General features: G+C 49.0%; 19 protein-coding genes. 7 read left to right on the top strand and 12 right to left on the bottom strand.

What is annotated here, in order from left to right; all coding sequences use genetic code 11:
- A partial coding sequence (locus FVR03_RS08595; RefSeq protein WP_147921336.1) for an outer membrane beta-barrel family protein occupies positions 1-2139 on the bottom strand: 2139 nt, incomplete at its 3' end.
- A gap of 263 nt (positions 2140-2402) precedes the next feature.
- On the bottom strand, positions 2403-3440 hold the full coding sequence (locus FVR03_RS08590) for a COX15/CtaA family protein (RefSeq protein WP_147921335.1): 1038 nt from the start codon (positions 3438-3440) through the stop codon (positions 2403-2405).
- 624 nt (positions 3441-4064) lie between these two features.
- Between FVR03_RS08590 and FVR03_RS08585 the strand changes: the two genes are divergently transcribed.
- On the top strand, positions 4065-4619 hold the full coding sequence (locus FVR03_RS08585; RefSeq protein WP_147921334.1) for a hypothetical protein: 555 nt from the start codon (positions 4065-4067) through the stop codon (positions 4617-4619).
- Positions 4620-4676: 57 nt separating this feature from the next.
- Here FVR03_RS08585 and FVR03_RS08580 read toward each other — a convergent pair whose 3' ends face one another.
- From FVR03_RS08580 to FVR03_RS08555, 6 genes are all read right to left on the bottom strand, one after another.
- Positions 4677-6023: a Gfo/Idh/MocA family protein gene (locus tag FVR03_RS08580; RefSeq protein ID WP_147921333.1), complete on the bottom strand. Its 1347-nt coding sequence runs from the start codon at positions 6021-6023 to the stop codon at positions 4677-4679.
- A gap of 458 nt (positions 6024-6481) precedes the next feature.
- Positions 6482-7891, bottom strand: a complete 1410-nt coding sequence (locus FVR03_RS08575; RefSeq protein ID WP_147921332.1) for a 3-keto-disaccharide hydrolase — start codon at positions 7889-7891, stop codon at positions 6482-6484.
- A gap of 430 nt (positions 7892-8321) precedes the next feature.
- Complete coding sequence (locus FVR03_RS08570) at positions 8322-9839, bottom strand: calcineurin-like phosphoesterase C-terminal domain-containing protein (protein WP_147921331.1); 1518 nt, start codon at positions 9837-9839, stop codon at positions 8322-8324.
- 147 nt (positions 9840-9986) lie between these two features.
- Positions 9987-11429: a SusD/RagB family nutrient-binding outer membrane lipoprotein gene (locus tag FVR03_RS08565; RefSeq protein WP_147921330.1), complete on the bottom strand. Its 1443-nt coding sequence runs from the start codon at positions 11427-11429 to the stop codon at positions 9987-9989.
- A gap of 90 nt (positions 11430-11519) precedes the next feature.
- Positions 11520-14720 carry a SusC/RagA family TonB-linked outer membrane protein gene (locus tag FVR03_RS08560; protein WP_147921329.1) on the bottom strand — a complete coding sequence of 1067 codons (3201 nt, stop codon included), beginning with the start codon at positions 14718-14720 and terminating at the stop codon, positions 11520-11522.
- Positions 14721-15184: 464 nt separating this feature from the next.
- Positions 15185-16093, bottom strand: coding sequence for a YihY/virulence factor BrkB family protein (locus FVR03_RS08555; protein ID WP_147921328.1), 909 nt, complete (start codon positions 16091-16093; stop codon positions 15185-15187).
- 347 nt (positions 16094-16440) lie between these two features.
- Between FVR03_RS08555 and FVR03_RS08550 the strand changes: the two genes are divergently transcribed.
- The 3 genes from FVR03_RS08550 to FVR03_RS08540 all read left to right on the top strand — a co-directional run bounded on the left by FVR03_RS08550 (position 16441) and on the right by FVR03_RS08540 (position 21687).
- On the top strand, positions 16441-17958 hold the full coding sequence (locus FVR03_RS08550; protein ID WP_147921327.1) for a PQQ-dependent sugar dehydrogenase: 1518 nt from the start codon (positions 16441-16443) through the stop codon (positions 17956-17958).
- Between the two features lie 253 nt (positions 17959-18211).
- Complete coding sequence (locus tag FVR03_RS08545) at positions 18212-19837, top strand: alpha-amylase family glycosyl hydrolase (RefSeq protein WP_147921326.1); 1626 nt, start codon at positions 18212-18214, stop codon at positions 19835-19837.
- 254 nt (positions 19838-20091) lie between these two features.
- Positions 20092-21687 (top strand): FAD-dependent monooxygenase, encoded by a 1596-nt coding sequence (locus FVR03_RS08540; RefSeq protein WP_147921325.1) that lies wholly within the window; start codon positions 20092-20094, stop codon positions 21685-21687.
- Here FVR03_RS08540 and FVR03_RS08535 read toward each other — a convergent pair.
- A complete protein-coding gene (locus FVR03_RS08535) occupies positions 21657-22163 on the bottom strand; it encodes a hypothetical protein (protein ID WP_147921324.1) in 507 nt (168 codons plus the stop codon). The genes FVR03_RS08540 and FVR03_RS08535 overlap by 31 nt on opposite strands.
- A gap of 136 nt (positions 22164-22299) precedes the next feature.
- Positions 22300-22821: a GNAT family N-acetyltransferase gene (locus FVR03_RS08530; RefSeq protein WP_147921339.1), complete on the bottom strand. Its 522-nt coding sequence runs from the start codon at positions 22819-22821 to the stop codon at positions 22300-22302.
- A gap of 122 nt (positions 22822-22943) precedes the next feature.
- On the opposite strand from FVR03_RS08530, the gene FVR03_RS08525 reads away from it, so the two are divergent.
- The 3 genes from FVR03_RS08525 (at position 22944) to FVR03_RS08515 (ending at position 24901) form a co-directional block, all read left to right on the top strand.
- Positions 22944-23516, top strand: a complete 573-nt coding sequence (locus FVR03_RS08525) for a GNAT family N-acetyltransferase (protein WP_255474131.1) — start codon at positions 22944-22946, stop codon at positions 23514-23516.
- 84 nt (positions 23517-23600) lie between these two features.
- Positions 23601-23852 carry a DUF3820 family protein gene (locus FVR03_RS08520; protein ID WP_147921323.1) on the top strand — a complete coding sequence of 84 codons (252 nt, stop codon included), beginning with the start codon at positions 23601-23603 and terminating at the stop codon, positions 23850-23852.
- 620 nt (positions 23853-24472) lie between these two features.
- Positions 24473-24901, top strand: a complete 429-nt coding sequence (locus tag FVR03_RS08515; RefSeq protein WP_147921322.1) for a nuclear transport factor 2 family protein — start codon at positions 24473-24475, stop codon at positions 24899-24901.
- Positions 24902-24916: 15 nt separating this feature from the next.
- Here FVR03_RS08515 and FVR03_RS08510 read toward each other — a convergent pair whose 3' ends face one another.
- Together FVR03_RS08510 and FVR03_RS08505 are read right to left on the bottom strand one after the other, a co-directional pair.
- Positions 24917-25834, bottom strand: coding sequence for a carbohydrate kinase family protein (locus FVR03_RS08510; protein WP_147921321.1), 918 nt, complete (start codon positions 25832-25834; stop codon positions 24917-24919).
- A gap of 30 nt (positions 25835-25864) precedes the next feature.
- Positions 25865-26875, bottom strand: a complete 1011-nt coding sequence (locus FVR03_RS08505) for a LacI family DNA-binding transcriptional regulator (RefSeq protein WP_147921320.1) — start codon at positions 26873-26875, stop codon at positions 25865-25867.
- Position 26876: the final 1 nt, after the last annotated feature.

Below are 26876 nucleotides of genomic sequence, written 5' to 3'. Positions count from 1 at the left end.
CGATCTTACCTCTCCTGTTACCTCAGCCGACCAGCCTCTGTTTAGCTTTACAGTATTGTTTGAGTTCAGGGTGTAAGAGGGCCGGCCATTGTTCAGGTTCGTCCGGGCCAGGTTACCCTGGTAGAGCGCATAGTAAAATGTGCCGTTGTTAACACTGCTAAACCAACTCCCTATACTAACCGGAGCAGAAACTGTCAGGCTGTAATAATCTAGCTGGGCGAGGTTTTGCATGGTTTGGGCTACCAGTTTTTCGGCGGCCATATCGGGAGCAAGTACCTGAATTAGTACATCGGTGGTGCGGCTATAGCCAAATTTTGTTGTGAAGCGCTGGTCGTAGGTATGCGAAAACTCAAACGAATACGATAATTCGGGCCGCAGAAACGGGTTTCCGGCAGAATAGGTGCTTGGGTCTAAGAAGTTCTTAAACGGGTTGAGCTGGCTATAAGAGGGTCTGTTAATTCTGCGGCTCACCGACAAACCTACTTCGTTTTTCTTAGAAACTGTGTAACCCAAAAAGGCACTCGGAAAAAGCTGCGTGTAGGTACGGTCAAACTCCTGCCCATCGGTTAGCTGCTGGCCCTTGGCTTGCGTGTTCTCTAGTCGTAGGCCAAGTTGCAGGCTTATGCTTTCCCACTTTTTAGAACTGTTCAGGTAGGCTGCATGTATGTGCTCTCTATACACAAAGTGGTTGCTTTTGTCTGTGTCCAGCACTTCGTTGCCATTGCTGCGGTCATAAAAGGTGAGGTTGTTGTCGGCAGTTACGAGGCTGCTCTTTAAGCCTGCCTCCAGTGTGCCGCCTACTGCCTGCCAGGGCTGTGTATAATCTATTTTAGCTGATCTAATTTTTAAGGAGCCGTTTAAGCCTCCGTGCAGCAGGTAAGCCGCCTGTGTCGTTTCGTTCAGTTGGTTGTAGTAGTTGGTAGTAAAGTTCTGTCTGTCGTGGTTATGGTACAGGAGGTAATCCAGGTCGGCGCTTATCTCACGGCCAAGGCTGTCGAGGGTGTGCTTTATGTTGAAATTGAGCCCCTGGTTGTTACGGTCGTGTCCGGCAATGGCGTTGGTCAGAAAATAAGATTCGGCTCGTTCGGGCATGCCATATATATTGGAGCGGTTAAAGTTATCGCGGTTAATATCCAGCAGAAAACCGTTTGTCACCACACCTATAACTGTTCCGGGAGTTAAAAAGTAGTCGGCCCCGAGGCGAAGGGTGTGGCTGTTTACTCTAAAGTTAAACCTGTTCTGCTGGTCGTAGGTACCTTTGTAAGCGCCCTCACTATCGAAAAACTGACGGTAAATATCGAGTTGCGTAAAATCGCTTCGATACACATAATTGTAGTTGCCAAACACATTAAACTTGCTCGATCTGTTGTTAAGCTGCAGCCCCTGGTTCGATTTACTGTACTGGCCTTGCCCGAATGATGAGGACACGGTGCCGTTAGTGCCCAGGTTATTCGCTCGCTTCAGTTTAATGTCGATTATGCCTGCGTTACCGGCTGCATCGTATTTGGCCGATGGGTTAGTAATGAGTTCGATTTTTTCTACAGCATTAGCCGACATGCCCCGCAATAGGTTCGCCAACTCAGTTCCGGTCATTTGCGTGGGTTTTCCGTCAATCATAACTATAACACCTTGCCGGCCGCGCATGCTAATGTTTTCGTTTTGGTCGATGGAGACTCCGGGAGCTTTCTCCAGTACCTCCAGGGCAGTGCTTCCGGCAGCGATAATGCTGTTTTCAACATTCAGCACGGTTTTATCGAGGTGTTGCTCTATCAGGGGTTTCTGCCCTTCCACCACCACTTCCTTTAAATTGGTGGCAGCCTGTTGCAGCACCAGCGGCTGTAGCTGTACCTGTTCTGCCCCTGTGGCAAGTGTAATTTCAGGACTTTGTGTTTTGGAAAAACCAACCATCATGGCTACCACGTAATAGCTGGTGGCTGGCAGGTTATCGAACACAAAAGTACCGGAAGCATCGGTCAGGGAGCCTTTTACCAACGTGGAGTCTGCGGCACGCAACAGCGCCACATTCGCAAACTCCACTGGCTGGCGGAATTCATCTTGTACAAACCCGGTAATACCGGCCTGCTGGGCCTTCGCCTGCAACAGCAGTAGCAAAAGCAGGGGTAGTAATAGTTTTTTCATAGTGTAGATGTGGTGTTTTGTGTAAACCAGCGGCAACAGGTCCAATAGCGGTAACCCGTCGCTTCACCATCATCCATACCAACAGGTATGCCACTTCTACGAAAGCCTCTTTATGCTCTTTATTCAACCAGTTGGGTCGTACTGCTGTCCTGTTGGCTGTTTAAAAACGGACAGTTGCTGTCTGATTGTGAACACACTTTCTACCTCAGCCAATGCTACCTGAGCAACACACCATACAAAAAACCAGGAGCTACACTGTGTGGCTAAGCTTTTACTGCCCTGCAGCCTACCGATAACTGATGCACCGCCAGCACACTAACCGAAAACAGCAACACAGCCACTACCTGGTGCAGCACCCCCAGACTGACAGGCACCGCCAGGAGCAGCGTTACAATGCCCAGCCCCAGCTGCACAAACGCTATGAGCACCAGCAGCACAATAAGCAATTGCACACCCGAAGACATGGTGTAGCGGCGGCTGCTGTACCAGAAAAATAGAATGACCAGGAGCACCAGAACCCCAGCCCAGCGGTGCACAAACTGAACTACCGTACCGCTGTTGAGCAGCTCTGACCAGGGCAGAAACCCTTTTAAATGCGAAGGAAAAAATTCGCCATTCATCAGCGGAAAGGTGTTGTAATAAAACCCAGCTTTAAGACCAGCCACAAAGGCGCCGAAAATAATTTGGACCAGTATAGCGGCCAGCACTACTTTGGAGAGCTTTAACAAGGGCTTAGAAGTTACCCGTTCTTGCCTGCGGGTGGTTAGGTCGGCTACGGTCCAGAGAATAACACCGATCAGGGCCAGCGCCAGCAGAAAGTGCGCTGCCAGGCGGTAGTGGCTAACATGTGGGTTATCTACGAGGCCACTCTTTACCATAATCCAGCCCATAAAACCCTGTACAACACCCAGCAGCAGTATGACCAGCAAACGCTCAAACAACCAGCCGTTAAGCTGCCTTTTTACCAGAAAATAAATGAAAGGTACTATAAACACAAGGCCGATAAAACGACCGAGCAGGCGGTGCAGGTACTCCCACCAGAAAATTTGCTTAAACCCGTCGAGTGTCATGCCTACGTTCAGTTTCTGGTACTCCGGAAACTGCTTATACTTTTCAAACATCGTGACCCAGGCAGCCTCGTTCAGCGGAGGCAACGTGCCCGAAATAACGTTCCACTCCACCATGGAGAGGCCGGAGCCGGTTAGGCGTGTAATACCCCCGACTACGACCATTGCCAAAATTAAAACTGCACCGCTCAAGAGCCAGTACACAATAGCCCGATTGTAAGTTACCTGCTGCATACGTTGTTCATAAACAGGCAAAAGTCAGGAAAGCGAGTTGCTGCTAAAAGGAGATAAATTAGCTCAACGCCATACTATTGTCATTGCACAGATTCAGCCGTTTACAGGTGGCTTCTGTTACTGCAGGTGTTTTTATGGAAGAACAGCCTTATAAGTGTAAGCTTGATTTTGGCTGCCACTACGTACATGCCTTCGAAATGAAGTAGGTTTACCCTTGGCAGAATTTTGCCAAGAAGCCTTCTGGAGGCTATTTCTATTAGAATAATTGGAGCGCTGACCCTGGAATAGAGATTGGCCCGTTTGGTTAACTAACTTGAACGCACCTGGTTTTCAAGAATAAGCGAAATCTGCTAGTAATCTAAGTCGTGCGGTAGTAGCGAATTAGGAACTGGTCCACTGTCATTTTTATTAACCTGTCCATTTCCATTAAAGGTTTTTCTGTTACAGATATGGTCCTAATTATTCAGATGAAATTGGCCTTCAGAAGCAAAACGGGCATTTTTAAGCCAAGGGTTATACCAATGTGCTGCTGAAACAGGTAACTTCCTCCGGCCCCATCCTTTCCTGAGCCACAACCAATCACCTTAAAGTTCAAGTGGCATATTTATTGCGTTGCCGCTATATATGAAAAAACTGCACCTACTCCTCCCCTTCTTGTTGCTGTTGCTCCTGGCCTCCTGCACCAAAGACACTCCCAATCCCTTACCTGCAGAAACCAGAGACTGGTTGGCTCCTGAATTTAGTACGACACGTACGTTCTACAGTGAGCTTGATGAAGAAGACCTGATGCAGATTACAGTGAAGAACCACTCGAAGTATAGCGTAAAAAAGAATGTGATCAATTATCAGGCTGTTACCATAAATTTCGAAAGTCAGAAGCAAAATTTGCACCTGGAGGTAGAAGGTTACGACACTACCATAAAGCTCACCAGCAAAGCAGATCCCGGAGAGCCTCGTGTAACAATTGCGCAAGGCCACTACTATACCTACCAAGGTTTCGACAGAGAATACTTTCCGGACTTCCAGCTGCTGGGAAATAATATTCAGTTCGTGGAAAAGGTCGTAAACGTAAGCCCAACTGCTACAAGCATTAAAGAGTTTTACTATGCTAAAAATGCGGGGCTGATAGGCTACAAAACCAGCGACGGTAAACTTTGGTCGTGGCTTAAGACAAAATAATAAAAGGCTCTTGTACTGCTGGTACAAGAGCCTTTTATGAAGTAAATGGGCTTTATGTCAGCTCTGAACGACCTCCTGCTTTACAGCATCGAACGTAATGCGCTTGCCGGTCTGTACGGCTACGCGGGTCATGATGGTGGCAACGGAGTGGTTGTAGCCGGCCTGAACGGAGGCATTGGGTGTTTTACGGTTTCGCACGCACTCCATCCAGTTGCGCATGTGCAGCGAGGTAGTAGGGTCGCCGCCCATGTTCACGGATGTGGCAGTGCCTCCTGCCTGGCTAGGCAAGGTAAACTCCTCGAGCCGGTTTGGCTGCATGCCCATTGCCTGCGCCTGCTCCTTCGATAGCCCGCCTTCCGGAGTTATTTTATTTGTATCGAGGTTGAGCATGCCGCCGTTGGAGTAATAGAGCTCTTTTACTCCGCCAGCTGAGTTACTGAACCTGGACGAGTACACTACCTGAAACCCTTTGGCTGCCTCGTTGGCTGGTCCGTAGTCGAACACGGCCGTCATGGTATCGGGGTTTTCGCGGCCATCCTGCCACATATAAATTCCTCCGTTTGCCACTACACTACGAGGATACTCCAGCCCCGTAAACCAATGCACAGTATCGATCTGGTGCGACATCCACTGCCCCGGAATGCCCGAGGAATAGGGCCAGAAAAGGCGGTACTCCAGGTATTTGCGCGGGTCCCAGGCTACTTTGGGACGGTCCATCAGAAAACGGTTCCAATCGGTATCCTGCTCTCGTATTTCCTTCACTAGCTGCGGCAAACGCCAGCGGCCCGGCTGGTTCACGTTCCAGCTCATTTCCACCATTTTTATGTCGCCAAATTTCCCTGACCTGATGTACTCGTTCGCGGCAATATAATTTGGGGCACTGCGGCGTTGGGAGCCAATCTGCACGATCTTGCCAGTTTCTTCCACTGCTTTTAAAATGGCGCGGGCATCTTCCATGGTTTCGGCCATCGGCTTTTCGATGTACGCATCTTTGTTGTTTCGCACCGCCTCCACCCCCATCAGCGCATGCTGAAAATCGGCGGTGCTGATAATAACGGCATCTAGGTTTTTGCTGGCATAAAGCTCCTCGTTGTTTCGGAACTTCTTCAGCTTTCCGCCTCCTTTAGCTTTTACAAAAGCCTCCGCCTCCTCGCGCCTGCGGTTCCAGATATCGGACACACCTACAAACTCGAAGTTCAGTTCTTTGGCATGGTTCATAAACGACGGATAAAGCGAGTCTCTAAACCGGTTAGAGTAGCCTACAATACCGACCTGCACCCGATCGTTGGCACCTAGTATGCGGCTGTAGCTGCTGGCACTGAGCCCCATTAAAGAGAAGCCAAGTGTACCTAAGGCCGTTTTTTTCAGAAATTCTCTGCGGGAGTTATTGTCTTTGATTTCCATAGTTGCGATTTAGATTCTAGATGTTAGATGTTAGATACTAGAAGTTAGCTAATAGTTAAAAGAAGCCAATGTGCGATAGCTTCCCCTTCTTTGTGTATTTCGGCAAGCAGCAACAAAGGAACCCATTTGCCAGGTGCACCATTTGAGGCTCCACTGTCTGAGTGTTCAGCAAGTTTAGAGCATCTTGATTTTCTTGTTCTTTTTGTATCAAGACAAAAAGAACAAAGACTCAAGCAATGAAATAACCGGCCGCTGCAGTTAAATAAAGAGCAGCAGCTTTACGAACTTAGGCCAAACATTCCATAGCCGAAGCTATCGGATATCGCCTACAAGATCTCTCCTGGATGACAAAAAGTGGAGGTGATACAAGTAGAAATGAAAACTATCTTCTACCTCATAACCAATTATTCTAATGAAAACAGCCTTCTAAAGCTTTTTGGTTTACTTTCCTCCAAGGGTCACTTCAACTCTTTTATCTTAATGCTCCGGAAGCTGACTCTGTCGCCGTGGTCCTGGAGCAGGATGTGTCCTTCGGAAGCTTCGCCAAAGTTTTCCCAGTTCTTGTATTTGCTGTTCGCCACCAGATTTCTGAACTCTTCGGAGCCCCGCACGTACTCCAGCACTTTTATGCCATTCAGGAAATGTTCTACTTTGTTATCGGGGTGCACCACTATACGGCCTTTGTTCCACTCCCCGATCGGGCGCAGAAATCGATTAGGCTTATCTGCTGTCATCAGGTCGTAAAGCGAAGCCAGGGTGCGGTTGCCGTCGCGGCCCATTTTTGCATCGGGGTGACGTTCATCGTCCAGCACCTGGTATTCCAGCCCAATGGCCGATCCTGTATTTTGCTCGCTCAGGGTTACAAAATACTTTACACCACTGTTAGCGCCAGGCGTAAGTCTGTAGTCGAAAGACAAATCGAAAGCACTGTATTTCTGGGTAGTCACTATATCGCCACCGTTCGTAGACTCTGCTCCGCCAGAGGGCAATACCGTAAGGGCACCAGCTGCTACTTCCCACCCTCTTTCCGGGAAATTTTTTTTATGAGCACCCACCCAGCCATCCGTCGATTTTCCGTCGAATAGTAGTTTCCAGCCGTTTTCCTGTTCATAAGGTGTCAGGGCATTTGGTTCGTTGTTCACCACATACACCCCTTCCGGAAAAGGAGTTGGCTCCAGGTCGGTTGTTTTAATACGGATGTTTCTGAAGTATACCTTTTTACCTGCGTGTTCGGCTTTCCCCACCGAGTGCACCTGCAGGCCGATAAAGCCACTGGCATCAATGGTATCTACTATATACGCCACCGGTACTTCGTTTATCCAGGTTTTGGTGGTGTTGCCAATGCACTCAATCCTGATCTTGTTATAAGTTCCTACTTTAAAGGCCTCCTGCGCCTGTGGGTTCAGGGTAAGCGGATATTGCCAGCCTCTGCGTGCTTCATCATAAATACCGCCGCTCCAGTCCCGCTCCGATGGGTCGAACTCTACCTGCCGGCCATACACGCGGCCTTTGCCATTGTTGGCTTCGGGGTCGAAGTGGCTCCTGGTTTGTATGCCTGAGTTGCTTTCGTTGCTGTCCATCATGGCTTCTAGTTCAAGCACAAAGTCGCCGTACTCCTGCTCTGTTACCAGAAAAGTGTTGGGGGTATTGGCGATGGTGGTGCCAACAATGGCTCCGTCCTGTACCTCGTATGGTGCCTCGCCAGCCACCCGTTTCCAGCCATCAAGTGTTTTGCCGTCAAACAGGTTGGTCCAATCATCAGTATCCGCAGAAGATTGCTCTACTTTTTGGGAACAGCCGGTTAAGCCAGCCACCATAGTAGCAGAAGAGAACAGTACCGCCCAAAGGCAGCTTTTGTAGTTGATCATAGTCACAGCGTTTGCTTTTGTATCAGCGTTCTTTTTAAGGTTATTTCTATTGCGTTCATGGCACCATCATTTCTTCAGGAGCTAGTGCACCCGGAACTGTAAAGCGCCATAAGCAGGTGCCGGTGGTAGTTGTGTTATTTAAAAACGAACTACCAATCGTTCATTTAAAAAAGATACAGCACTCTAATTATTTAAATAAAACAGGCCTTCCGAAGAAATTTGCTCCTTTTTTGGGCAAGGGAAACCCGACATCGGGAGTGCCCTGCTAAAGGTTTTGTAAATCAGTTTTTAAGATAGGAATTTAAACGAACAGCTGGTAATTTTTTTTCGATTCTGCAGGCAAAACACAAGTAGTATATCCATGAGTAAAGAAAAAGCCAGGGGAAACCCTGGCTTTTTGGTACTAATTGGTATTGTACGTGGCCTAATTTTACAAGCGGCTCAGTTCCTTCATATCTACTTCTTCCTTAAAAACGGTATTGAACCGATCTGTTACCTGAATGGTGATGCGCTGGGCTGCGGCAGATGGCTTAGCAAAGAACAGGTGATCGGTGGAGTGCGGCTCTACCCACTTGTGTTTCGCTGGTTTTTGCGCTCCCAGGTGCAGCTCCACCGAGAGCGGGTCCAGGCCGGTTTGGCGTTGCATTTCGCCCATGCGCTTGCCATCTTCCAACCACTCCACCTTCCAGGCGGGGTCCCAGTTCCAGACGTTTACAGCCAGTTGCTGTGGCATTTCGGGCACGGCTCCTACCGGGTACACGCGCATCTGGTGCTGCTTGGGGTGGCCCACCGATTTGTAGTACCACTTTACCTCGCCACCGGTCACTTCGTACACACCGTAGCCATTAGGAGTGCCATCGTAGCAGATGGGGCCGGTCCACCAGGCGCCGCACACAGTGCCGTGCACGTGCTCCACCAGGTTATCGCCGGTTACAATCTTCTCGTTAAAGTGCGTGTGCCCCGACATAATATGCGCCTTGTAAGGAGACAGCAACCGGTAAAGTTCTTTTCTGTTTGCAACCACTCCTCCCATCGATTCTTCTTTTTCGTTGCTGCGGATGTGCTGCCTGGTGTAAGCCGGAATATGTAGGTTAACCACAACGGTTGTGCCAGGCTTTACAAGCGCCAGGTCCTGCTCCAGCCAGGCCAGTTGCTGCTCTGTAATGTAACCGATGTACTTTTTAGATACTCCTATAAAAAAGACATCGTCGAGTACCACGTAATGCACCTCTCCGCGGTTAAAAGAGTAGTAGGTGGGGCCAAAAAGTTCTTTAAAGGTGCGCGCAGAAAGATCGTCGGTACGGGCATCGAGGTCCATGTCGTGGTTACCGATAACCTGGAAAAACGGGATGCTGGTGGTAGAAACCGCTTCTTTGTAATCGTCGAACAGTTCGAACTTATCCCATACCAGGTCGCCGCAGCCAAAGCCATGGAACAGCGCATCGGGGCCGTAGCTTTTCACCAGTTGTTGCGTATCGGGAGCAGATACCGTTTTTAACTGTTCTGCGTCTGCTTCGGAAATCATCTGCGGATCGGCCCAAACAATAAAGTTGTGTTTGCTATCGTCCTGCTGTAACTTCTCCAGCTCAAAATCGGCTCTAAAGCGTCCGTTGGCAGGCTCTATTTTTTTGTAGAAGCGGGCAATGCCTTTGTCGTTGGTAAAGGCATAGCCCCGCGGCACCGATACGCGTACAAAATCGGCAGTGGCATTGCTGGCCAGTTCGTAATTTCCTTTAGCATCGGTTTGCGTTACGTTTATGCCATCCGACACGGCTACGCCGGCAAGACCTTTGCCCTGCGCCTGCACCCGGCCTTTTATAGAAATGACCGATAAGTCTTTGCCTTTTGCCGGAACAGCAGGTTTAGCCTGCAGCAGGTCGGTGCTGAGCGTGAGGCCGAAGCCAGCCAGGCCAAGTGATTTCAGGAATGTTCTTCTTTTCTGTGACATGTTATGTTTTGTAAAGCACTGCTGCCGGTTCAGGCAGTGTGCCAGTAAAAGTCAATTTTAATAAAAGGCTATGCCCTTGAAGCCAAACTACCCAAAAAGCTTCTGGAGGGTCTTTTCATTAGAATAATTCCGTTCGGCACAAGTCTTCTATCTCTCCCACCACACTTTTGTATTGATGTCGTCGGTGCCCATCGACTCAAGTGCTTTTTTGTAGTTGGCGTTGTTGTTCGTTACCACAGTGGTCGGGTAGCGGAAGCGTACGGGCATCATGCCGTTGTTCAGCAAGTCCTCGCCTTTAGGCAGCACAGGCAGGCCGGTGCGGCGGTACTCGAACCACTGCTGGTAATCGTTGAAGTAAAGGGCATAATATTTCTGCAGCATCAGGCGCTCCAGTGTGTTATCGAAGGCAGTGGCAGGGTTCTCGAAATAAGTGGCAGGCAAGGTCAGGCCCCATTGCTCTACGGCTGCCTTCACGCCGTTTTCGTAATGCGCTTTGGCATCAGCTGTAATAACACCGGCCAGTGCCAGCTCCGCTTTTATAAACTCCACCTCCGCATAGGTCATGATCACTGAAATCATAGGAGCGGTTACGAGTGCAATGTTGACGTTAGAAGGCAAATAATCGAACTGCGAATCGCTGCCGTTGTAGCCACTGGGAATGCCCTTGTAACCGATGGTAGACTGGCCATCGCTGGAACGGGCCTGGGTTGTAAATCGTGGCAGGCGCGGATCGTTAAAGGCTACCAGATTATCTACAAAAAAGGAGGCAGCCGCTCTAAAGGTAGTAAAGTCGATGGCGCGGCCCCAGGGCGAAACATTAGGAGCAATACCTGTAATCTTCAGAATGGCGGCTTGTTCGTTACTTGTAAAAACCGGGTACTCTTCGGGTTTGCTTACCATCTCGGCCAGGTGTGCCATGGCGTTCATTTCGGTTCGTTTAGATACCCGCAGCAGCAGGCGCATACGCAGCGAGTTGCAGAAACGGCGCCAGCTGGCTACGCTGTTGTTAAACAGAATATCGGTTCCATAGATCATGGGGCGTGTAGTGTCGAACAGCCTGTTTGCTGTTTCCAGATCACCGAGAATTTTGGTATAAACCTCCTGCTGCGTGTTAAAAGCCGGTCGAAAAATCTGCTCATCGCCACGCACGGCTTCCTCCATGGGTACATCACCAAAAGAGTCTGTTAGCAGCGAGTAGGTCCAGGCGTTGAGGGTAAGGGCAATGGCCTCGTAGTTCGGGTCGCTGGAAGCCCCTGCTGCGGCTCGCATTTCTTTTATGTTCGAGAGCCAGCGGTAGTAGGTGTTCCAGGTAGAGTTTCCGGCATTTTCGTTTACGTCGTAGCGGTGCACACCACCCGCCACGCTGGGGTAAGGCAGGGCCACCTGCATCAGGTTAAAGGTAAAGTTATCGCTGCGGGAAGTGTTAAAGCTGGCCATTTCGTAAATAATAGGGTTCAGCAGCGTGCCGGGGCTAATCTTGTCGATCCGGTTCGGGTCGGTGTTGATCTCCTCAAAATCGTCGGTGCAGGAAAAGCCGAGGCAGCCCAGTAAGGCCAGAAGTAAAAAGGAGAATTTCTTTATTGTTGTCATGATGTTTCGGTTTATACAGCGCTGGTAGCAGCAAGTCAGGAGCCGCAGCCAGAGCTGGTAATGAGGTAAGAATCTGAATAAAGTCAGGAATTAGAATTTCAGCGTTACGTTCATGCCCATGGTGCGTGGCGTTGGCAACTGGCCCATTTCCACACCTGGCAATATGCTGGAACCGTTCAGTGCAGCCGTTTCCGGGTCGAACATCGGGAAATTGGTGATCATGGCCAGGTCGCGGCCATAGAGGGCAAAGCTTGCCTGCTGCATAAATTTGGTGCGCTGCAGCAAGGCGCGCGGCAGGTTAAACTCTACCCGTACTTCGCGCAGCTTCACAAACGAGGCATCGAAGGAGTTAGACTCCACGTTGGCACGGCGGTAGTAGTCGCCATAAAAATCTGGCAGCAGCACCTGTGTCGTGTTCGGTGAGTAAGTACCGTCGCCCATCTCAACCACACCTTCTCCTACTATAAAACCATCTTCGCGGCCACGCAGCGTATGCTCCAGCTTGCCCTGCTCCGACATTTTGTGGTGCGTCTGCGAGTAAATCATGCCGCCATACTGGCCATCCAGCAAAAAGCTGAAACGGAAATTCTTGTAAGAGAACTCGTTCAGGAAACCACCTTTCCAGTCGGCATAAGCTCTGCCGATGTACTGGATCTCTGTTGGGCGGGCAGGCAAGCCTTTGTCGGTATAAATAATTTGTCCATCTGGAGCGCGCAGAAAACCGAAACCGTAAATATCGCCTGTTGTACCGCCTACACGCGCCTGAATGGTGGCATTACCGCCGTAGCCGATGTCTTGCCTGCCATCCATGCCTTCGGCCAGTTCCAGCACCTTGTTCGCATTTTTAGACCAGGTAACTGTTGTTTTCCACTTAAAGTTGGCATTGTCGATGGGTTTGCCGTTCAGCACCAGTTCCACGCCCTGGTTGCGTACGTTACCGGAGTTAAGCACGGCCCGTGTGTAGCCGGTGGTTGGGTCGAGGGGCACATCCAGAATCTGGTTGCGGGTAAAGCTGCGGTAAAAGGTAAGGTCGAAGCCAACCAACCCGTTAAACATAATGTACTCCAGGCCCGCTTCGTAGCTGGTGGTAATTTCGGGCTTAAAGTTTACGTTATGCAGCGTGGTAGGCACCGAACCGGAACCCGGGAACTCGCTCTGGCCGTAGTACTTGCTGGTTTTGTACGGATCGGTGTCGTTACCCACCTGCGCTGCCGATAATCTTAATTTAGCAAATGAGACAGGCCGTGGCAGTTGCAACAGTTCTGTTAAAATAAAGCTGGAACTGATGGAGGGATAGAAGAACGAGTTGTTCTGCACCGGCAGGGTGCTCGACCAGTCGTTACGACCGGTTACGTCCACAAAAATCTTGTCGTCGAACGACACCGAAGCCAGCGCATACAGGCTGTTTACCTTTTTGTTATTGTTGTTGGTGCTCATCATCGGGTTACTCACGCCATTCGACAGCTTGTAAACTCCCGGAATCACGAGGCTTTCCACAGCGCCATTTACCGCTCTGTACTGGCGGCTCATCAGGTTACCCCCTACCGATGTTCTAAGATCGATCCGGCTGCTGAGTTTATCATGATAAGAAAACAAAGCGTCGGTGTTTATTTCGTAGTTCGATATATTTTGCTGCTTAAAGTAGCCTCTCTGAAAATTGGCGGTACTGTAAGGTCTGCGCTGCTCCCGCTCCTCCTGCGCCATGGCAATACCAGAGCGCACCATCAGGTCGAATTTAGGCGAGAAGGCATATGTGGCAGCCAGGTTACCGACGGTTGAATGGCTGTTAATGGCATTGGTCATTTCATAGGCAATCAGGTAAGGGTTATCGATAAACGAACTGAAGGGGTGTACCTGGTCTATCTGCTCCTGCCCTTGTCTCCAGATGGGCCGGTAAGCATCCAGGCTGATATTGGGGTTCTGGAAAATCATGAAATAGGCGACAGACTGGTTGTTATAGCCCGTGGCAGGCAGGTTATCGCTGGTCTTGTTTGTGTAGTTTACTTTGGATGTCAGCTTTAGTTTATCCGATACTTTGTGGTTCAGGCTCAGGGCAGCCGTAATGCGCTCAAAACCCGTGTTCGGCATAATCCATTCGTTTTTGGAGTGCGTAACAGAAGCCCGGGCAGAACTTGTTTCGTTTCCGCCTTCCAGGGCCACGCTATTTGTTACGGTGTAGCCTGTGCGCCAAAAGCCCTTTATATTGTCTTTATACGGTCTCCAGGGCAACCGCTCCGCCGACTGCCCTTCTGTGGCCGGGTCGTACTGGTAGTATAGCTGGCCATCGAACTTCGGACCAAATGCGCTACTGGTGCCGCCCGTGCTGGCACCATCTTCTGAGGCGCCGTAGGAGTAGTAGAGTTGGCCCTCTTTGTTAAAAGCTTTACCGGTTCCCTGGCCGTATTCGTACTGGTAGTCAGGCCACTTCAGCACATCGTTCATGCTGATGTTTGAATTTATAGTTACGCCAATGCCCTTGCCTTTGCGAGCGCCTGTTTTGGTAGTAATAATGAGGGCACCGTTAGCAGCCCTGCTTCCGTAAAGCGCTGTGGCACTGGCACCTTTCAGTACGGTTACACTCTCAATATCATCGGGGTTGATGTCGGCAATGCCATTACCGAAATCGATGGGCACATCGTTACCGGAACCTGCACCGTAGGCATTGCCTACACCGGAGCTGGTCATGCCGCTGTTCATGGGCACACCATCGAGCACAATCAGCGCGTTGTTGCCATCTGGGTTCATAGAATTATCGCCTCTCAGCGACACCCGCACCGAGTTTACAGGGCCGGAACCCGGAGAAATCAGGTTTAATCCTGCTACTTTACCTGATAAGGCATTTACAAAGTTGTTGGAGCGGGCATCGTTTAACTGCTCGCTGCTAACAGTTTGTGTAGCATAACCGAGCGCCTTTTGCTCACGCTTAATACCGAGCGCCGTCACAACTACTTCGCTCAGCATTTTGTCGTCTTCCTGCAGCTTCAGGCTAATGGTGGTGGCACCTGCAAAAGGAACCTCTGTTGTTTTAAAGCCGATAAAGCTGAAAACAAGCACATCTTGTGTGGTGAGCGGCCTGGCAGCAGATAGCGTATAGGTACCATCTGTGGAAGTAGTGGCACCTGTAGTAGTACCTTTTATCAGTACGGTAACGCCAGGTAACGGAGTGCCTTTAGTGTCTTGAACCACTCCCTGAATGGTTTGGGTTTGTGCAAATGCCTGGCAACAGCAGATCAGCAGAAATAGCAGTGCTGCCAGTTGCTTCTTAAAAAGAGTAGAAGTCTTTAAACGCATAACTTTGGTTGGTTAATTTACCTGCAAAGCTATTGTTGTAACATCAAGCCTGGGTTAAGCCAATTTTAAGTAAAAATGAAGAGTTTAAGATTTTTAGCCTTGGTTATTAGCATTTTGTTAATTTTAACTAAACAGCTACTCTGCAAAATAAACCTTCACCCTTGAGTGAAAATGCTTCAAAAATCTTCTGAAGGGAGTTTTCATCCAAATAATTGCTGGTTGTGGATTGTTAACTGGTTAATTTGAATATTTAAGGATGAGTAGATTAATCGATGGAGAGAAGAAGGAAAATCAGATTTCCTATCAAAAGGCCTGGCACTGCTTGTTTAGCCTCCAGGATCTAACGCCATGATATGCTTCGGAAGGGCAATTTCATATGAATAATTTATTGCTGCTTGTGGAGTACTAATTGCGGCAGGAGGCAACGAACCAAGCACCCTCTCCTGCACCTGCAGCAAATTTACTTAAACACCAGTCTCTACTTCCGTGTGTTCAAATTTTTGCGCAATTTCTGTCGGCTCCACCTCGCGGCCGCGGTTATTGGCGTAAGCCTTGGTTACTTCTGCACCCAGAATTAAAATAACCGACGAATAAAACACCCACAGCAACACCACCACCAACGAGCCTGCCGCAGCATAAATACCAACAATTTTTATGCTTCCTAAAATCAAATTGATCACCTGCTTTCCAATCAGAAACAGAATAGACGTAATCGCGCCTCCTGCCAGTGCATCTTTCCAGGATATTCTGGCATCGGGCAACACCTTGTGCACCGCCGTAAAAAAACCGAATACCACCACCAGGTAAAACGCTGTATTAATTACTCTGACAATCGGTGTAAAATACTGCTCAAAAGTATCTAACAACTGCTCACTAAAGATGGCTATAATCGTGTTCAGCAGAATGCTCAGCACCAGCAACAGGCCCAGTCCGGCTACCATGGCCAAGGTTATGAGGCGGTGCTTCAGAAACCGGATGTACTTTACGTTGGGCTTTACCCGCACCTGCCACACAGCGTTCAGCGCCTTCTGAATAATAAAAAATATGATGGTCGCACTTTTTATAACCACTACAATGGCAACAAAAATACCCCAGAAACCAACCGGAAAGTCCAGCACGTTCTCCAACAGATCGTTTATTTGCCCGCTTGCCTCCGGGTTAATCAGTCCTCCTATTTTGCGTACAATTTCCTGGCGCACTTTCTCTTCTGAGAAAAAAGCCGAGCCGGTGAGGGTCAGGACAATAAGAATGGCGGGTAACGAAAAAATGGTAAAAAAAGCAATGGCAGCACTATAAACAATCGGCTCCCCATGCTGAAAATTCTTTTTGGCATTTTTTAAAATCTGCCAGGTATGCTTTAAAAAGTTTTTCACGTGTTTTTAATTTACGACCTCACCAGCACCACATCAGTCAAACTCGGGCCTGGCCAATATTGTTTAACCTAACGCGCAAATATGGCAGGGGTTAACCAGGCACACTTGCAACCTGCCATTTAACTACCCACTGCAAAGCAGATTTTTACCATATAAATGCCAGGAGCAAGCAAGCCCAGAAGCTTGAACGAGGAAGCTTCCCTCCAGTTTATTCCTCCATTTCTGTTCTCAGATAAGGCGAAGCACATAGGCATTTTCAGTACTTCGAACCCGAAATTGGCAGGCTGGCAGGTAACTTTCTGGCAGAAAAGAAGTTCACAGATACAGAACTTTTGAATTTAGAACACATGCTGCGCTTACTTTTACTTTCCGCTATCTGCATTTTTACGGCTGCTCTACCTGCCTCTAGCCAAACTGTTACAGGACCTTTGGGCGAAGAATTTACCCGAAGAGTTGTTATAAAAAAACTCAGCGACCCCTGGGAAATAACCTACGGACCCGATAATTTTCTGTGGGTGACAGAGGCGAAAGGTTATACTGTTAGTCGCGTTAACCCTGCCTCCGGCGAAAGAACCGTTATACTCGACCTGAACCAGGAGCGGAAGTTCCCGCGCTACGACCAGCAGGACGAAGAGCAGAGCGGCGGCAAGCGCTGGCCACAGGGCGGCCTGATGGGGCTGGCCCTGCACCCGCAGTTGCTCAACGGCAAACCCTATGTGTACCTGGCTTACATCTATACATTTGAAGGCGCAGACAAAACCGGCGATGGCTGCCGCGACAAAGAAGGAGGCTGCTACTACACCGCCCGCCTGGTGCGCTACACTTATAATGCAAAAACCCAGAAACTCACAAAGCCGCTTATACTTTCCGACACCATCCCGGCCAGTAACGACCACAACTCCGGCCGCCTGGCGATAGCACCTGTTGCCGGGAAAGATTACCTGTTTCTGACGGTAGGCGATATGGGCGCAGGCCAGTATGCCAACGGCGGCAGACCTAACCGGGCGCAGAGCAGCAGCAGCTACGAAGGCAAGGTGCTACGCTTTAACCTGGAGCCCATTCAAACCAATGGCCAGAATACCTGGGTACCAACCGACAACCCGTTTGCTGAGGCCGGTCGCCCAAGTGCCATCTGGAGCACCGGCCACCGCAATGCACAAGGACTTGCTTACGCTGAAGTAAATGGCACCGGCTACCTTTACTCCTCCGAGCACGGCCCCTTCTCCGACGATGAAATAAATATTATCCAGAAAGGTAAAAATTACGGACATCCGTTGGTTATTGGCTATAACGATGGCAACTACGACGGGCTTGCTGCAGGCACCACCCCACATGCATTTCTGCCAGGTACCTGGCAAACCACCTACCCCACCATTAGCACCGAAGCTGCCAACGCCAAAGCCATGGGAGCTGCCTACCACGACCCGATCTTCAGCTTTCACCCGCATGCCAATGCCTTTTTGCTCGCAGCGATGAAGCAGATCCGGGCCGACTCCGGCAAGCCCGACTGGCCTTCGGAAGCGCCCAGCAGCCTGGCGGTTTATACTGCGGCCGCTATACCCGGCTGGCAGAATTCGCTGCTCGTGCCCTCGCTCAAAAATGGCAAACTTATTCGCTTACAACTAAACAAACAGGGCAACGGCATTACCGGCGACACCCTGAGCTACTTTCGGGCACCTATTCGCTACCGCGATATTGCTGTTTCGCCAGACGGCACCCGCCTTTATCTCTCCACCGATAGCGTTACCGTAAGCTCCGGCCCTTCAGAAGAAGACCCGCAAGACGAAAACGCCTGCTCCGGCTGCATTATAGAGTTTACCTATAAACCAGCCCGCAACAAGGCGCAGATACCAAAGAACCCTTGAGAGATTATTGGCCCCAAACGCTTTGGAAGGCCAATATCATTCGAATAATTTGGTTGCTGGTTGCTGCTGGTTTGATGGCTGAATGGTTAAATGGCTAAATTGTTAATTGGTTTATTTTCAAATTTTCATATTGAAAGCATTTTGATCATCATGGCAGCTTTACATCCTGTAGCAGCCAAACCAGTTGTTAACCTAAACAGGCAGCTTGCCGTTTGTGCAGGTAATATTTTTAGTTAACCCAAAAACCAGCAACATGCAGGCAAAAGCACCCGGTTCAAAAAAAGCATCAGGCGACCTTTGGTGGCAGAAAGGCATCATTTACGAAGTCTATATTCGTTCCTTTAACGACACGAACGGCGATGGCATCGGCGACCTGAATGGCATAACCGAAAAGCTCGATTACCTGCAGGACCTGGGCATCGACTGCATCTGGGTAACTCCGTTTTACGAATCGCCGATGAAGGACTTTGGGTACGACATTTCTGATTTTAAAAGCGTAGAAAAAATGTTTGGCACCATGCAGGATTTCGACAAGCTGCTGCACGAAACGCACCAGCGCGGCATGAAACTGATCGTGGACCAGGTACCAAACCACACTTCAGACCAGCATGCCTGGTTTAAAGAAGCCCGCTCCTCTCGCGATAATCCGAAACGTGACTGGTATATTTGGGCCGATGCTGACGCTGAGGGCAACCCGCCAAACAACTGGCTCGCCATGTTTGGCGGCAGCGCCTGGGAATGGGACGAAAAAACAGAGCAGTTCTATTACCACGCTTTCCTGAAAGACCAGCCCGACCTGAACTGGCGCAACCCGGAGGTGCACGAGGCCGTGCTGGAAGAAATGCGCTTCTGGCTCGAAAAAGGCGTAGACGGTTTCCGGGTAGATGTGATGTGGCACCTGATAAAAGATGAGCACCTTCGCGATAACCCCGATAATCCCGACTATAAAGAGGAACAACCTACCTACAACCAGCTTCAACCGGTTTACTCTACCGACCAGCCAGAGGTGCACGACATCATCCGGAAAATGCGCAAGCTCACCGATAGTTACCCCGACTGCGTGCTTATCGGAGAAATTTACCTGCCCATACACCAGCTTGTGAGCTACTACGGCCACGATAACAAGGGCGCCCAGTTACCGTTTAATTTCCAGCTGCTTACGCTGCCTTGGGAGCCCAAGAAAATAGCCATTGCCATAGACCAGTACGAAAGTGCCTTGCCTAACTCCGGCTGGCCGAACTGGGTAATGGGCAACCACGACCAGTCCAGGATGGCAACCAAGCTGGGCGAGGCGCAGGCACGGGTGGCGGCCATGCTGCTGCTTACGCTGCGCGGCACCCCCACCCTCTACTACGGTGACGAAATTGGTATGCAGGATGTGAAAATTCCGAAATCTGAAGTGCAGGACCCGCAGGGCCTCCACATGCCCGACAAGAACCTCAGCCGCGACCCGTTTCGGGCACCCATGCCCTGGAACGACAGCCCCAACGCCGGTTTTACAACAGGCAAACCCTGGCTCCGGATGGCCGGCAACACCAGCAAGCTAAACGTGCAAGCCCAGCAAGACAAGCCCGACTCGTTGCTGGCACTGTACAAAAAGCTCATCAAGCTGCGTAGGCAGGAACCAGCGCTGCACAAAGGCCTGTACCGCCCCGTGTACTCCGACGATAAGCTGATCGCCTACCTCCGCGAAGCAGAAGAAAAACGCTTCCTGGTCGTGCTCAACCTCAGCAACAAAGGCCGTCTTTTTGCCCCGGAACGTTTTAAGTTTAAAGGGAAAGTAGTACTGTCGTTGCTACCCGACCACGAGAACGCTACTGTGGAGAATGAGCTAAAACTGAAAGGAGATGACGGATTGATAATAGAAATAAACAGGTAGCCTCAGCCCTCGCTGCTGATCACCCTTGAACAGCAGCAGCAAGTAAAGATACCTCCGAAAGGGCTTTTTTATTTAAATAATTATTGATTGCTAATTGCTGGTTGAAGGTTTAATGGTTGATCTGAAGATGCAGACATATAAATAGCTGGACAAAATTTGACTAAACTATTTTTCAAGTCTAAACAAGGCGCAAATTCTACATACCAACTGATTGTAAATAAAAAGTCCTGTGTCTAGTGTCTTGTGTCTTTTTTATGAAAAACAATGCAAAGCCCATACTGATAGCAGGCGCAGGACCAACCGGCCTTACCTTAGCCAACCTGCTGGCCCGGATGGAAATCCCTTTCCTGCTGATCGACAAAAACCCGCATCCATCCCGCGAGTCCAAAGCGTTTGCGGTGCAGGCCCGCACACTCGAAATTTTCGACCAGCTGGGAATTGCTCAAAAGGCAATAATACAGGGGAAAGCGGAGAACACGCTACATCTGTTGGTGAAAGATAAAGAAGTTTTCAAATTCACACTAAATGAAATTCTTCCCGGTGAAACGGCCTTCCCTTACATTCTGATCATCCCGCAAGACCAAACAGAAAAACTGCTCGAAGAGGCGCTGCAGGCACAGCAGCAACAGGTGCTCTGGGAGCATGAACTGACCCATTTTAAGGAAGATGCAGCAGGTGTTACAGCCACCATGAAAGGACCTGACGGAGAGGAGAAGCAAGTACAGGTGCAGTACCTGGTTGGCTGCGATGGCGCAAGGAGCACGGTGCGGGAGCAGGCGGGCTTCTCGTTCGAGGGGAAAACCTTCTCTCCCACGTTCTACCTGGCCGATTGTGAGCTGGATTGGCAATTTCCACACGGAGACATTTACTTTACTGTTGCTCCCGGAAATCTCTCCATCTTCTTCTCTTTCAAGGAAAAGAACCGGTACCGCCTCTTTAATTTTCTGACCAAAGCGCTGGATGAAAATAAAAAAGAGCTGTCAGCACAAGAGGTTCAGAAAATTCTGGATGCTAACCCTTATATTAAAGCAAAGCTGAAATCCTCTGACTGGACATCGGTTTTCAGGATTCATGCGCGGCACACAGATTCGTTTAGGAAAGGTAGCATCTTCCTGGCCGGAGACGCCGCTCACGTGCACAGTCCTGCCGGCGGGCAAGGCATGAACACGGGCATTAAGGATGCCTATAACCTGGCCTGGAAACTTGCCCTGGTCATAAGAGGGAATGCAGCACCTGCGCTTTTAGAAACGTACCACGAAGAGCGCTATGTAATCGCTAAAAACCTGCACAATACCACCGACCGCTTTTTCCAGCTTATAATAGCGCAGCACACACTGGCAAAACTCTTCCGCTTATACGTGTTCCCGAAACTGGTTAAGACCATTGCCAGCGTTTCGTGGCTCAGAACCAAAGGAGCCAGGCGCATTTCGCAGATTGCCGTAAAATACAGGTTCAGCTCTCTGAGCAAGGAGGGGAAATCAGGCTTTACCGACAAAGCACCCAAACCCGGCGACAGAATTCCGTATGCTGCAGTAAAGATTTTTGGCGAAGAGAAAACCACGCACCAGTTGGTAGGCTGCACGCAGTTCACCCTTTTTATTGCCGTTGCAGACCCGGACAACGAGCAGGCGAAACAACTGTGTCAGTTTGTTCAGGATAAAATTCAGGTGCCGGTTCAGGTCCATTTATTGACCAGGAGCACAGCAGGCAGTTCGTTTTTTGACTTGTACGGCATCCAAGAAAATGCACTTTTCATCATCCGCCCCGACAGCCATATCGGCTTCAGGACTTCGCAGTTAGATGCGCAGGAAGTGGAAAATTATTTTTCGGAAGTGCTGGGAAAGAGATGAAGGGCATTCGGATTGCGAGACCGCTTAGCTGGTTCTTTTGTTGGTTTACCCCACCGCAAGGTCCCATCTTTTGTTTCACCTACCATATTTGTCATTTCTGTAAAGATTGTGTCCTGGTTCATAAATAAGACAATATCACCATTCAGAAACCGGAATTTGCTGGTGTCATTGTCTGAATACGCTAATTCGAAACCCACAAAGATAGTATCCTGTTTTGTTGTCCAGTTTAGTTTCTTGTAGTGGTCCAATTTTAACCCAACAGAATCTACTATAAATTCTGTTTGCAAGGCCGCTACATTATCTGGCCAATGCTGAAACGTTTCTTTATAGCTAATGAGGCTCCCGACAAGCGTCATAAGTTCCGGATTAAAAATTGGCTTGGTCAATCCTGTAAAAATCTTCTCACCTATGGGCTTACAGGCTCCAAGTGAAGCCGCAAAAGCGATAAACAAAAGCACATGGAGCTGTTTTTTCATCCTCATAACTTGCAATAGTTTGTAGAGGCATTCTCAGATTTTTCTACGTATTACATTATCTGTATAGCTCAGAGTTTGTGCGGCAATTCTGGAGGAGGTTCTGGTAAAAAGTTTCTGCCTCGCCAAACATAACAATTTATAGCGCTTTTCTTTCCCACACTTCACGGCTAAGGCGAAAAACAAAGCAGGTGTCTTCCCCAAATTTTCGCTCCTCAACAAACTCAAACCCTAACCTTTTATAGAACCGATGAGCTTTTTCGTTCGTTTTAAGCGGATCTATCAAAACTGCTTCTACTTCAGCATTTTTAAAACAGCTCTCAAGGGCTAATTTCATCATGATAGTACCGTACCCTTGCCCCAGGTCTTCTTTTGCACCAATCCAGATATCGATAGCCCGAAGATTGGCGGGCACTTCTCCCCAGTAATGTGAATCTTCGAGGGCCGGGTCAATTATTTGCATAAAGCCTATAGGTCTTCCGTTCAGCTCAGCAATTAGTTGTTCGCGCCAGGCTGGATTTCGCCCAAGTTCAACATGCCAGTTCCAATCGTCATTCGGGTCTGCCTCTATGTTATGAGGCTGATTGTCCCAATGTTGGAGAAGTTGAATATCTTCCGGAGTAGCTTCTCTTAACTTTATGTTAACCAATGCATTACCCATTTTCATCGCTTTTTGGCATAGTTAACGATCCTGCTCTTTTGGAGCACCTTATGCACGATACAGTCAATTTTCAGACAAATAAATTTACCATTTTAACTTGATATCTGCAGCATTAAAAAAACTTGCCGATTTGTAGCCAAAAAGACTCCTGCTCACCTCTTTATCTGCCCCGCCTGCTGCAGAAGTTCACCACCATGCGTATCTTTGCTAACTTAAAAACAGCGTCGTTACACAACATGAACAGCGAAACCGGCCAGTTAAGCATCTGCAAACCATTCGAGACACTGACTCCGTACGAACTATACGACCTGCTGCGCCTGCGGAGCGAAGTGTTTGTAGTGGAGCAAACCTGCGTTTTTCTGGACCTCGACAACAAAGACCAGTACTGCCACCACCTGCTGCTCTATAAAGAGCAAACGCTAACTGCCACTGCCCGGCTTGTACCTCCAGGTTTGTACTACCCCGAAATGTCGATTGGCCGGATTGTGACCAGCCCAGCGGCAAGAGGCACAGGAGTTGGCAAGCAACTGGTAGCTACTGCTATAACCGAATGTTACCGCCTTTTTGGCTCCGGCCCCATTAAAATTGGCGCGCAGCTATATGCCCAAAAATTTTATGAATCGTTTGGTTTTGTGCAGGCGGGAGAGGTGTACGATGAGGATGGCATCGACCATATTGAAATGATAAAGCCGTAGTACCCTTGGATAAAAAAGACCATAGGACTCATCTGAAGGCCGTTTTCATTAGAATAATTGATCAGCTAAGCTCCACCTATTTCCATGACCACAGAACCAACGCAACCAAACTCAGATATTCTACTAGACCTGGTAAAAGTGAAAATGCCTTTTGGCAAGTATAAAGGCACCACCCTCTGCGACCTGCCCACTTTTTACCTGGAGTGGTTTTACCGCGAAGGCTTCCCGCCAGGCAAGCTTGGCATGCAACTGGCCACCATTTTCGAGATTAAAACCAACGGATTAGAGTACCTGCTCGCCCCTCTCAAGAAACAGTTTAAGACCCGCGGCTGGTAAAACAGCAATGGCACTGCCTTCAGAAAAACGACACACGACTCTTTACAAGTGCCATGCATAGCTACACAAATTCCGATAAGCTGGTTAGTTAACTACAGACTCTTTTCTTAAAACAGCCATTTAACATGCAACCAATTATTCTAATGAAAACAGCCTTCAGAAGATAATTTCTTATAAAAGTGTCAAGGGTGATAATATAGCCCTATGAACTCCGAAATAAGAGGATAGGGCGTGAGTCTGCAAAGGCTAAATAAAGGCAAGTAAAATAACAAGGATATACCCTTGGCAAGATTTGGCCACAAAACCTTCTGGAGGCCAATTTTATTTGAATAATTGCTCCTTTACCCGGCACAACCAAGTTGAATGTAATTAGTGCACTTCCAAGTTAGTTTACGGAATTGCGAACGCTGGAAAATGGCTTCTTATGCTTCCTTCCTTATATTGAATTTCTGATTTTTAATTTGGGGCAGCACTAGCGGTGCTTAATTTTACTGTATATCGTTATGTTTTATGTAAATAATTTAATAGCTTGTTCATGTTAAAAAAGCTACTTACGCCTTGGCATTAACCTAAACCAGGAAAGCAGGGTGTAAAAGTAACGCAACTGAAGTTAGGGAAAAATGAGAAGAATATTTGCTTTACTAATCATCTGCCTACTGTGGCAGGTGGCGGCGCAGGCACAGACAAAAGAAGAAAAAAGAGTGGCTGCTGCGGTAGAGAGCTTCAGAACGGTGCTGGTAAACCCGGATAAAGTCGTGTTGGAGAACCTGCTCTCTGAGGAGCTAAGTTTCGGGCACTCCAGCGGAAAGGTAGAAGGTAAAACCACTGTTATTGATAAACTGGTAAGCGGCAATACCAACTGGGTAACAGTAGAGTTCAAGAACCAGACGGTACAGCTAAACCAAAACACTGCCGTGGTGCGACACACCTATGTAGGGCAGCTGCAAAGCACCGATACCCTCGAAATTATAAACATGCACGTGCTCCTGATCTGGCAAAAGCACCGTGGCAGCTGGCAACTGCTGGCCCGGCAGGCTACAAAAATCTAGTTCACCTAATTGCCATCAGGGCTGCTGCTTTTCTTTTTCCTGTTTAAAGTTTTCGAGAGTCTGCAGCGTATAAGGCGGGCAGGCACCGTGGTGCATGGTAACAAAGGCCGCAAGCGCAGCGGCATAGGCCAGGCAGGTTGCAGGTGGCGCGTGCCGGAGCTTGTGGGCCAGAAAAGCCGCCAGAAAAGAATCGCCACTCCCGATGGTATCTGCCACCTGAATAGGAAATGCCTTCTGAAAATAATGTTCATCCTGAAAGTAGAACGAGGCTCCTTTACTTCCTTTGGTTACCAGCACCTCCTCCAGCGCAAACTTTTCCTGCAGTAGTTTTATACGGTCTGTCTCTGTGGTTAAACCTGGTTTAAACCAATCGGTTATCAGCTCCAGCTCTGCTTCGTTCAGTTTCACCAAATCGGCATAGGTCAAGAGCTGTTTCAGCTTATCGGGAGTATAGTGTGGCTCCCGCAGGTTCACATCAAACACATTATAGCCCGATAGTTGCAGTAGTTGCAGCAGCGTGCTGTAAGAGGCCTCGTTCCTGGACACCAGGCTACCGAAAACAAACGCATCAGCTTGCCGCACCAACGGCTCCTGCGCCTCCTGGTATTGAATAAAGTCCCAGGCAACGGGGTACAGAATATCGTAACTAACTTCGTTGTTTTCGGCTATGCGCACATGCACCTCGCTGGTGGCATGGGTGCTGTCGGTCTGGCAGAAACTGGTAGAGAGCCCCGAACGTTGCAGATGCTCCAGCAGCTGTTCGCCTTGTTCATCTGCACCAATTCTGCTGATTAAGGTGGTGCTGCTCCCAAACTGCTGCAGGTGGTAGGCTACATTCATAGGCGCTCCGCCCGGTGTGGCTTTTGTCGGAGCTACATCCCAGAGCACTTCTCCGTAACACACAACTGCTGGTACTTCAGGTAGGTTCTTCATACAAAAATTTGGGGCTGGTTAGTGGCTGCCTCAGCAGGAGCTTTTTACTACAAGTGTGGCCTCGAGGTTAAGCTGGGTTTGCGTATCGTCTCCGTCTATCAGTTTCAGCAGGGCCTGCACAGCATTACGGCCTATTTCTGCCATTGGCTGACGAATGTGCGTAACAGGGCAATAAAAAAGATCATAGGCATCTGTTTCATCGAACCCGATAATAGCTACATCTTCCGGTACGCGCAGTTTTCGTTCGTTTATAAATTTCAGTCCGTTAATCGCGATTTTGTTCGATGCCAGAAACAGTGCTTCTACCGGCTCCTCCGACAGCAGCAGTTGTTGCAGGTGCTGTTCCATGTCGTCCTTCAGCCTGTCTTCGTTAACTTCTCTGTACCAGCCGGGCTCTGCCGACAGGTTAAAATCTTGCAAGGCCTGGTGGTAAGCCCTGGTTCTTTCTTGTAAATGAAAAAGCCCCGACTCAAAGTTAATCATGCCAATGCGTTTGTAGCCTTTCCGGATCAGGTGCTCTACACCATCGTAAGCAGCCTTAAAGTTGTCGAGGGCCACATAGCTGGCTTGTACCTCCGGAAAATAACGGTCTATGAGCACAAACGGGATGTGGTGCTCCTTCAGGTACTGAATCTGCTCTTCGGCATTTTCGGCCAGGGCGATAATAAAACCGTCTATCTGCCTGTTGAGCAGCACCTTTATCAGGTCCCAGGCTTTTTCAGCGTTCTCGTCGGAGCTGCCGAATACCACGTTGTATTTGTGCTGCTTGGCTTCGTCTTCTATAATGCGGGCAATATTGGCAGAAAAGGGGTTGGCAATATCGGCTACAATCAGGCCCAGTGTATGTGTTTTCCCGCTTTTAAGACTTTTGGCAATTTGGTTTGGCTGGTAGTTCAGCTCTTTGGCAGCCTGCTTAATTTTTTGGGCTATCTCCTCCCCCACACGCTTCTGTTTCTCCTGCCCATTGAGCACATACGATACCAAGGCTGTTGAAACCCCTACTTTTTGTGCAATATCCTTTAAAGATACTTTTCTTTTCATG

It is taken from the genome of Pontibacter qinzhouensis (assembly GCF_008017455.1).
In the GTDB taxonomy this organism is placed as follows: Bacteria; Bacteroidota; Bacteroidia; order Cytophagales; family Hymenobacteraceae; genus Pontibacter; species Pontibacter qinzhouensis.
Note: the sequence above shows the minus strand (reverse complement) of the source record. Positions and strands in the feature narration are given on the sequence as shown.

Bases quoted from the DNA above. Each gene is read 5' to 3' on its own strand.
- FVR03_RS08590 (WP_147921335.1), bottom strand. From the start codon at position 3,440: ATGCAGCAGGTAACTTACAATCGGGCTATTGTGTACTGGCTCTTGAGC.
- FVR03_RS08585 (WP_147921334.1), top strand. From the start codon at position 4,065: ATGAAAAAACTGCACCTACTCCTCCCCTTCTTGTTGCTGTTGCTCCTG.
- FVR03_RS08580 (WP_147921333.1), bottom strand. From the start codon at position 6,023: ATGGAAATCAAAGACAATAACTCCCGCAGAGAATTTCTGAAAAAAACG.
- FVR03_RS08575 (WP_147921332.1), bottom strand. From the start codon at position 7,891: ATGATCAACTACAAAAGCTGCCTTTGGGCGGTACTGTTCTCTTCTGCT.
- FVR03_RS08570 (WP_147921331.1), bottom strand. From the start codon at position 9,839: ATGTCACAGAAAAGAAGAACATTCCTGAAATCACTTGGCCTGGCTGGC.
- FVR03_RS08565 (WP_147921330.1), bottom strand. From the start codon at position 11,429: ATGACAACAATAAAGAAATTCTCCTTTTTACTTCTGGCCTTACTGGGC.
- FVR03_RS08560 (WP_147921329.1), bottom strand. From the start codon at position 14,720: ATGCGTTTAAAGACTTCTACTCTTTTTAAGAAGCAACTGGCAGCACTG.
- FVR03_RS08550 (WP_147921327.1), top strand. From the start codon at position 16,441: ATGCTGCGCTTACTTTTACTTTCCGCTATCTGCATTTTTACGGCTGCT.
- FVR03_RS08545 (WP_147921326.1), top strand. From the start codon at position 18,212: ATGCAGGCAAAAGCACCCGGTTCAAAAAAAGCATCAGGCGACCTTTGG.
- FVR03_RS08540 (WP_147921325.1), top strand. From the start codon at position 20,092: ATGAAAAACAATGCAAAGCCCATACTGATAGCAGGCGCAGGACCAACC.
- FVR03_RS08535 (WP_147921324.1), bottom strand. From the start codon at position 22,163: ATGAAAAAACAGCTCCATGTGCTTTTGTTTATCGCTTTTGCGGCTTCA.
- FVR03_RS08530 (WP_147921339.1), bottom strand. From the start codon at position 22,821: ATGGGTAATGCATTGGTTAACATAAAGTTAAGAGAAGCTACTCCGGAA.
- FVR03_RS08520 (WP_147921323.1), top strand. From the start codon at position 23,601: ATGACCACAGAACCAACGCAACCAAACTCAGATATTCTACTAGACCTG.
- FVR03_RS08515 (WP_147921322.1), top strand. From the start codon at position 24,473: ATGAGAAGAATATTTGCTTTACTAATCATCTGCCTACTGTGGCAGGTG.
- FVR03_RS08510 (WP_147921321.1), bottom strand. From the start codon at position 25,834: ATGAAGAACCTACCTGAAGTACCAGCAGTTGTGTGTTACGGAGAAGTG.
- FVR03_RS08505 (WP_147921320.1), bottom strand. From the start codon at position 26,875: ATGAAAAGAAAAGTATCTTTAAAGGATATTGCACAAAAAGTAGGGGTT.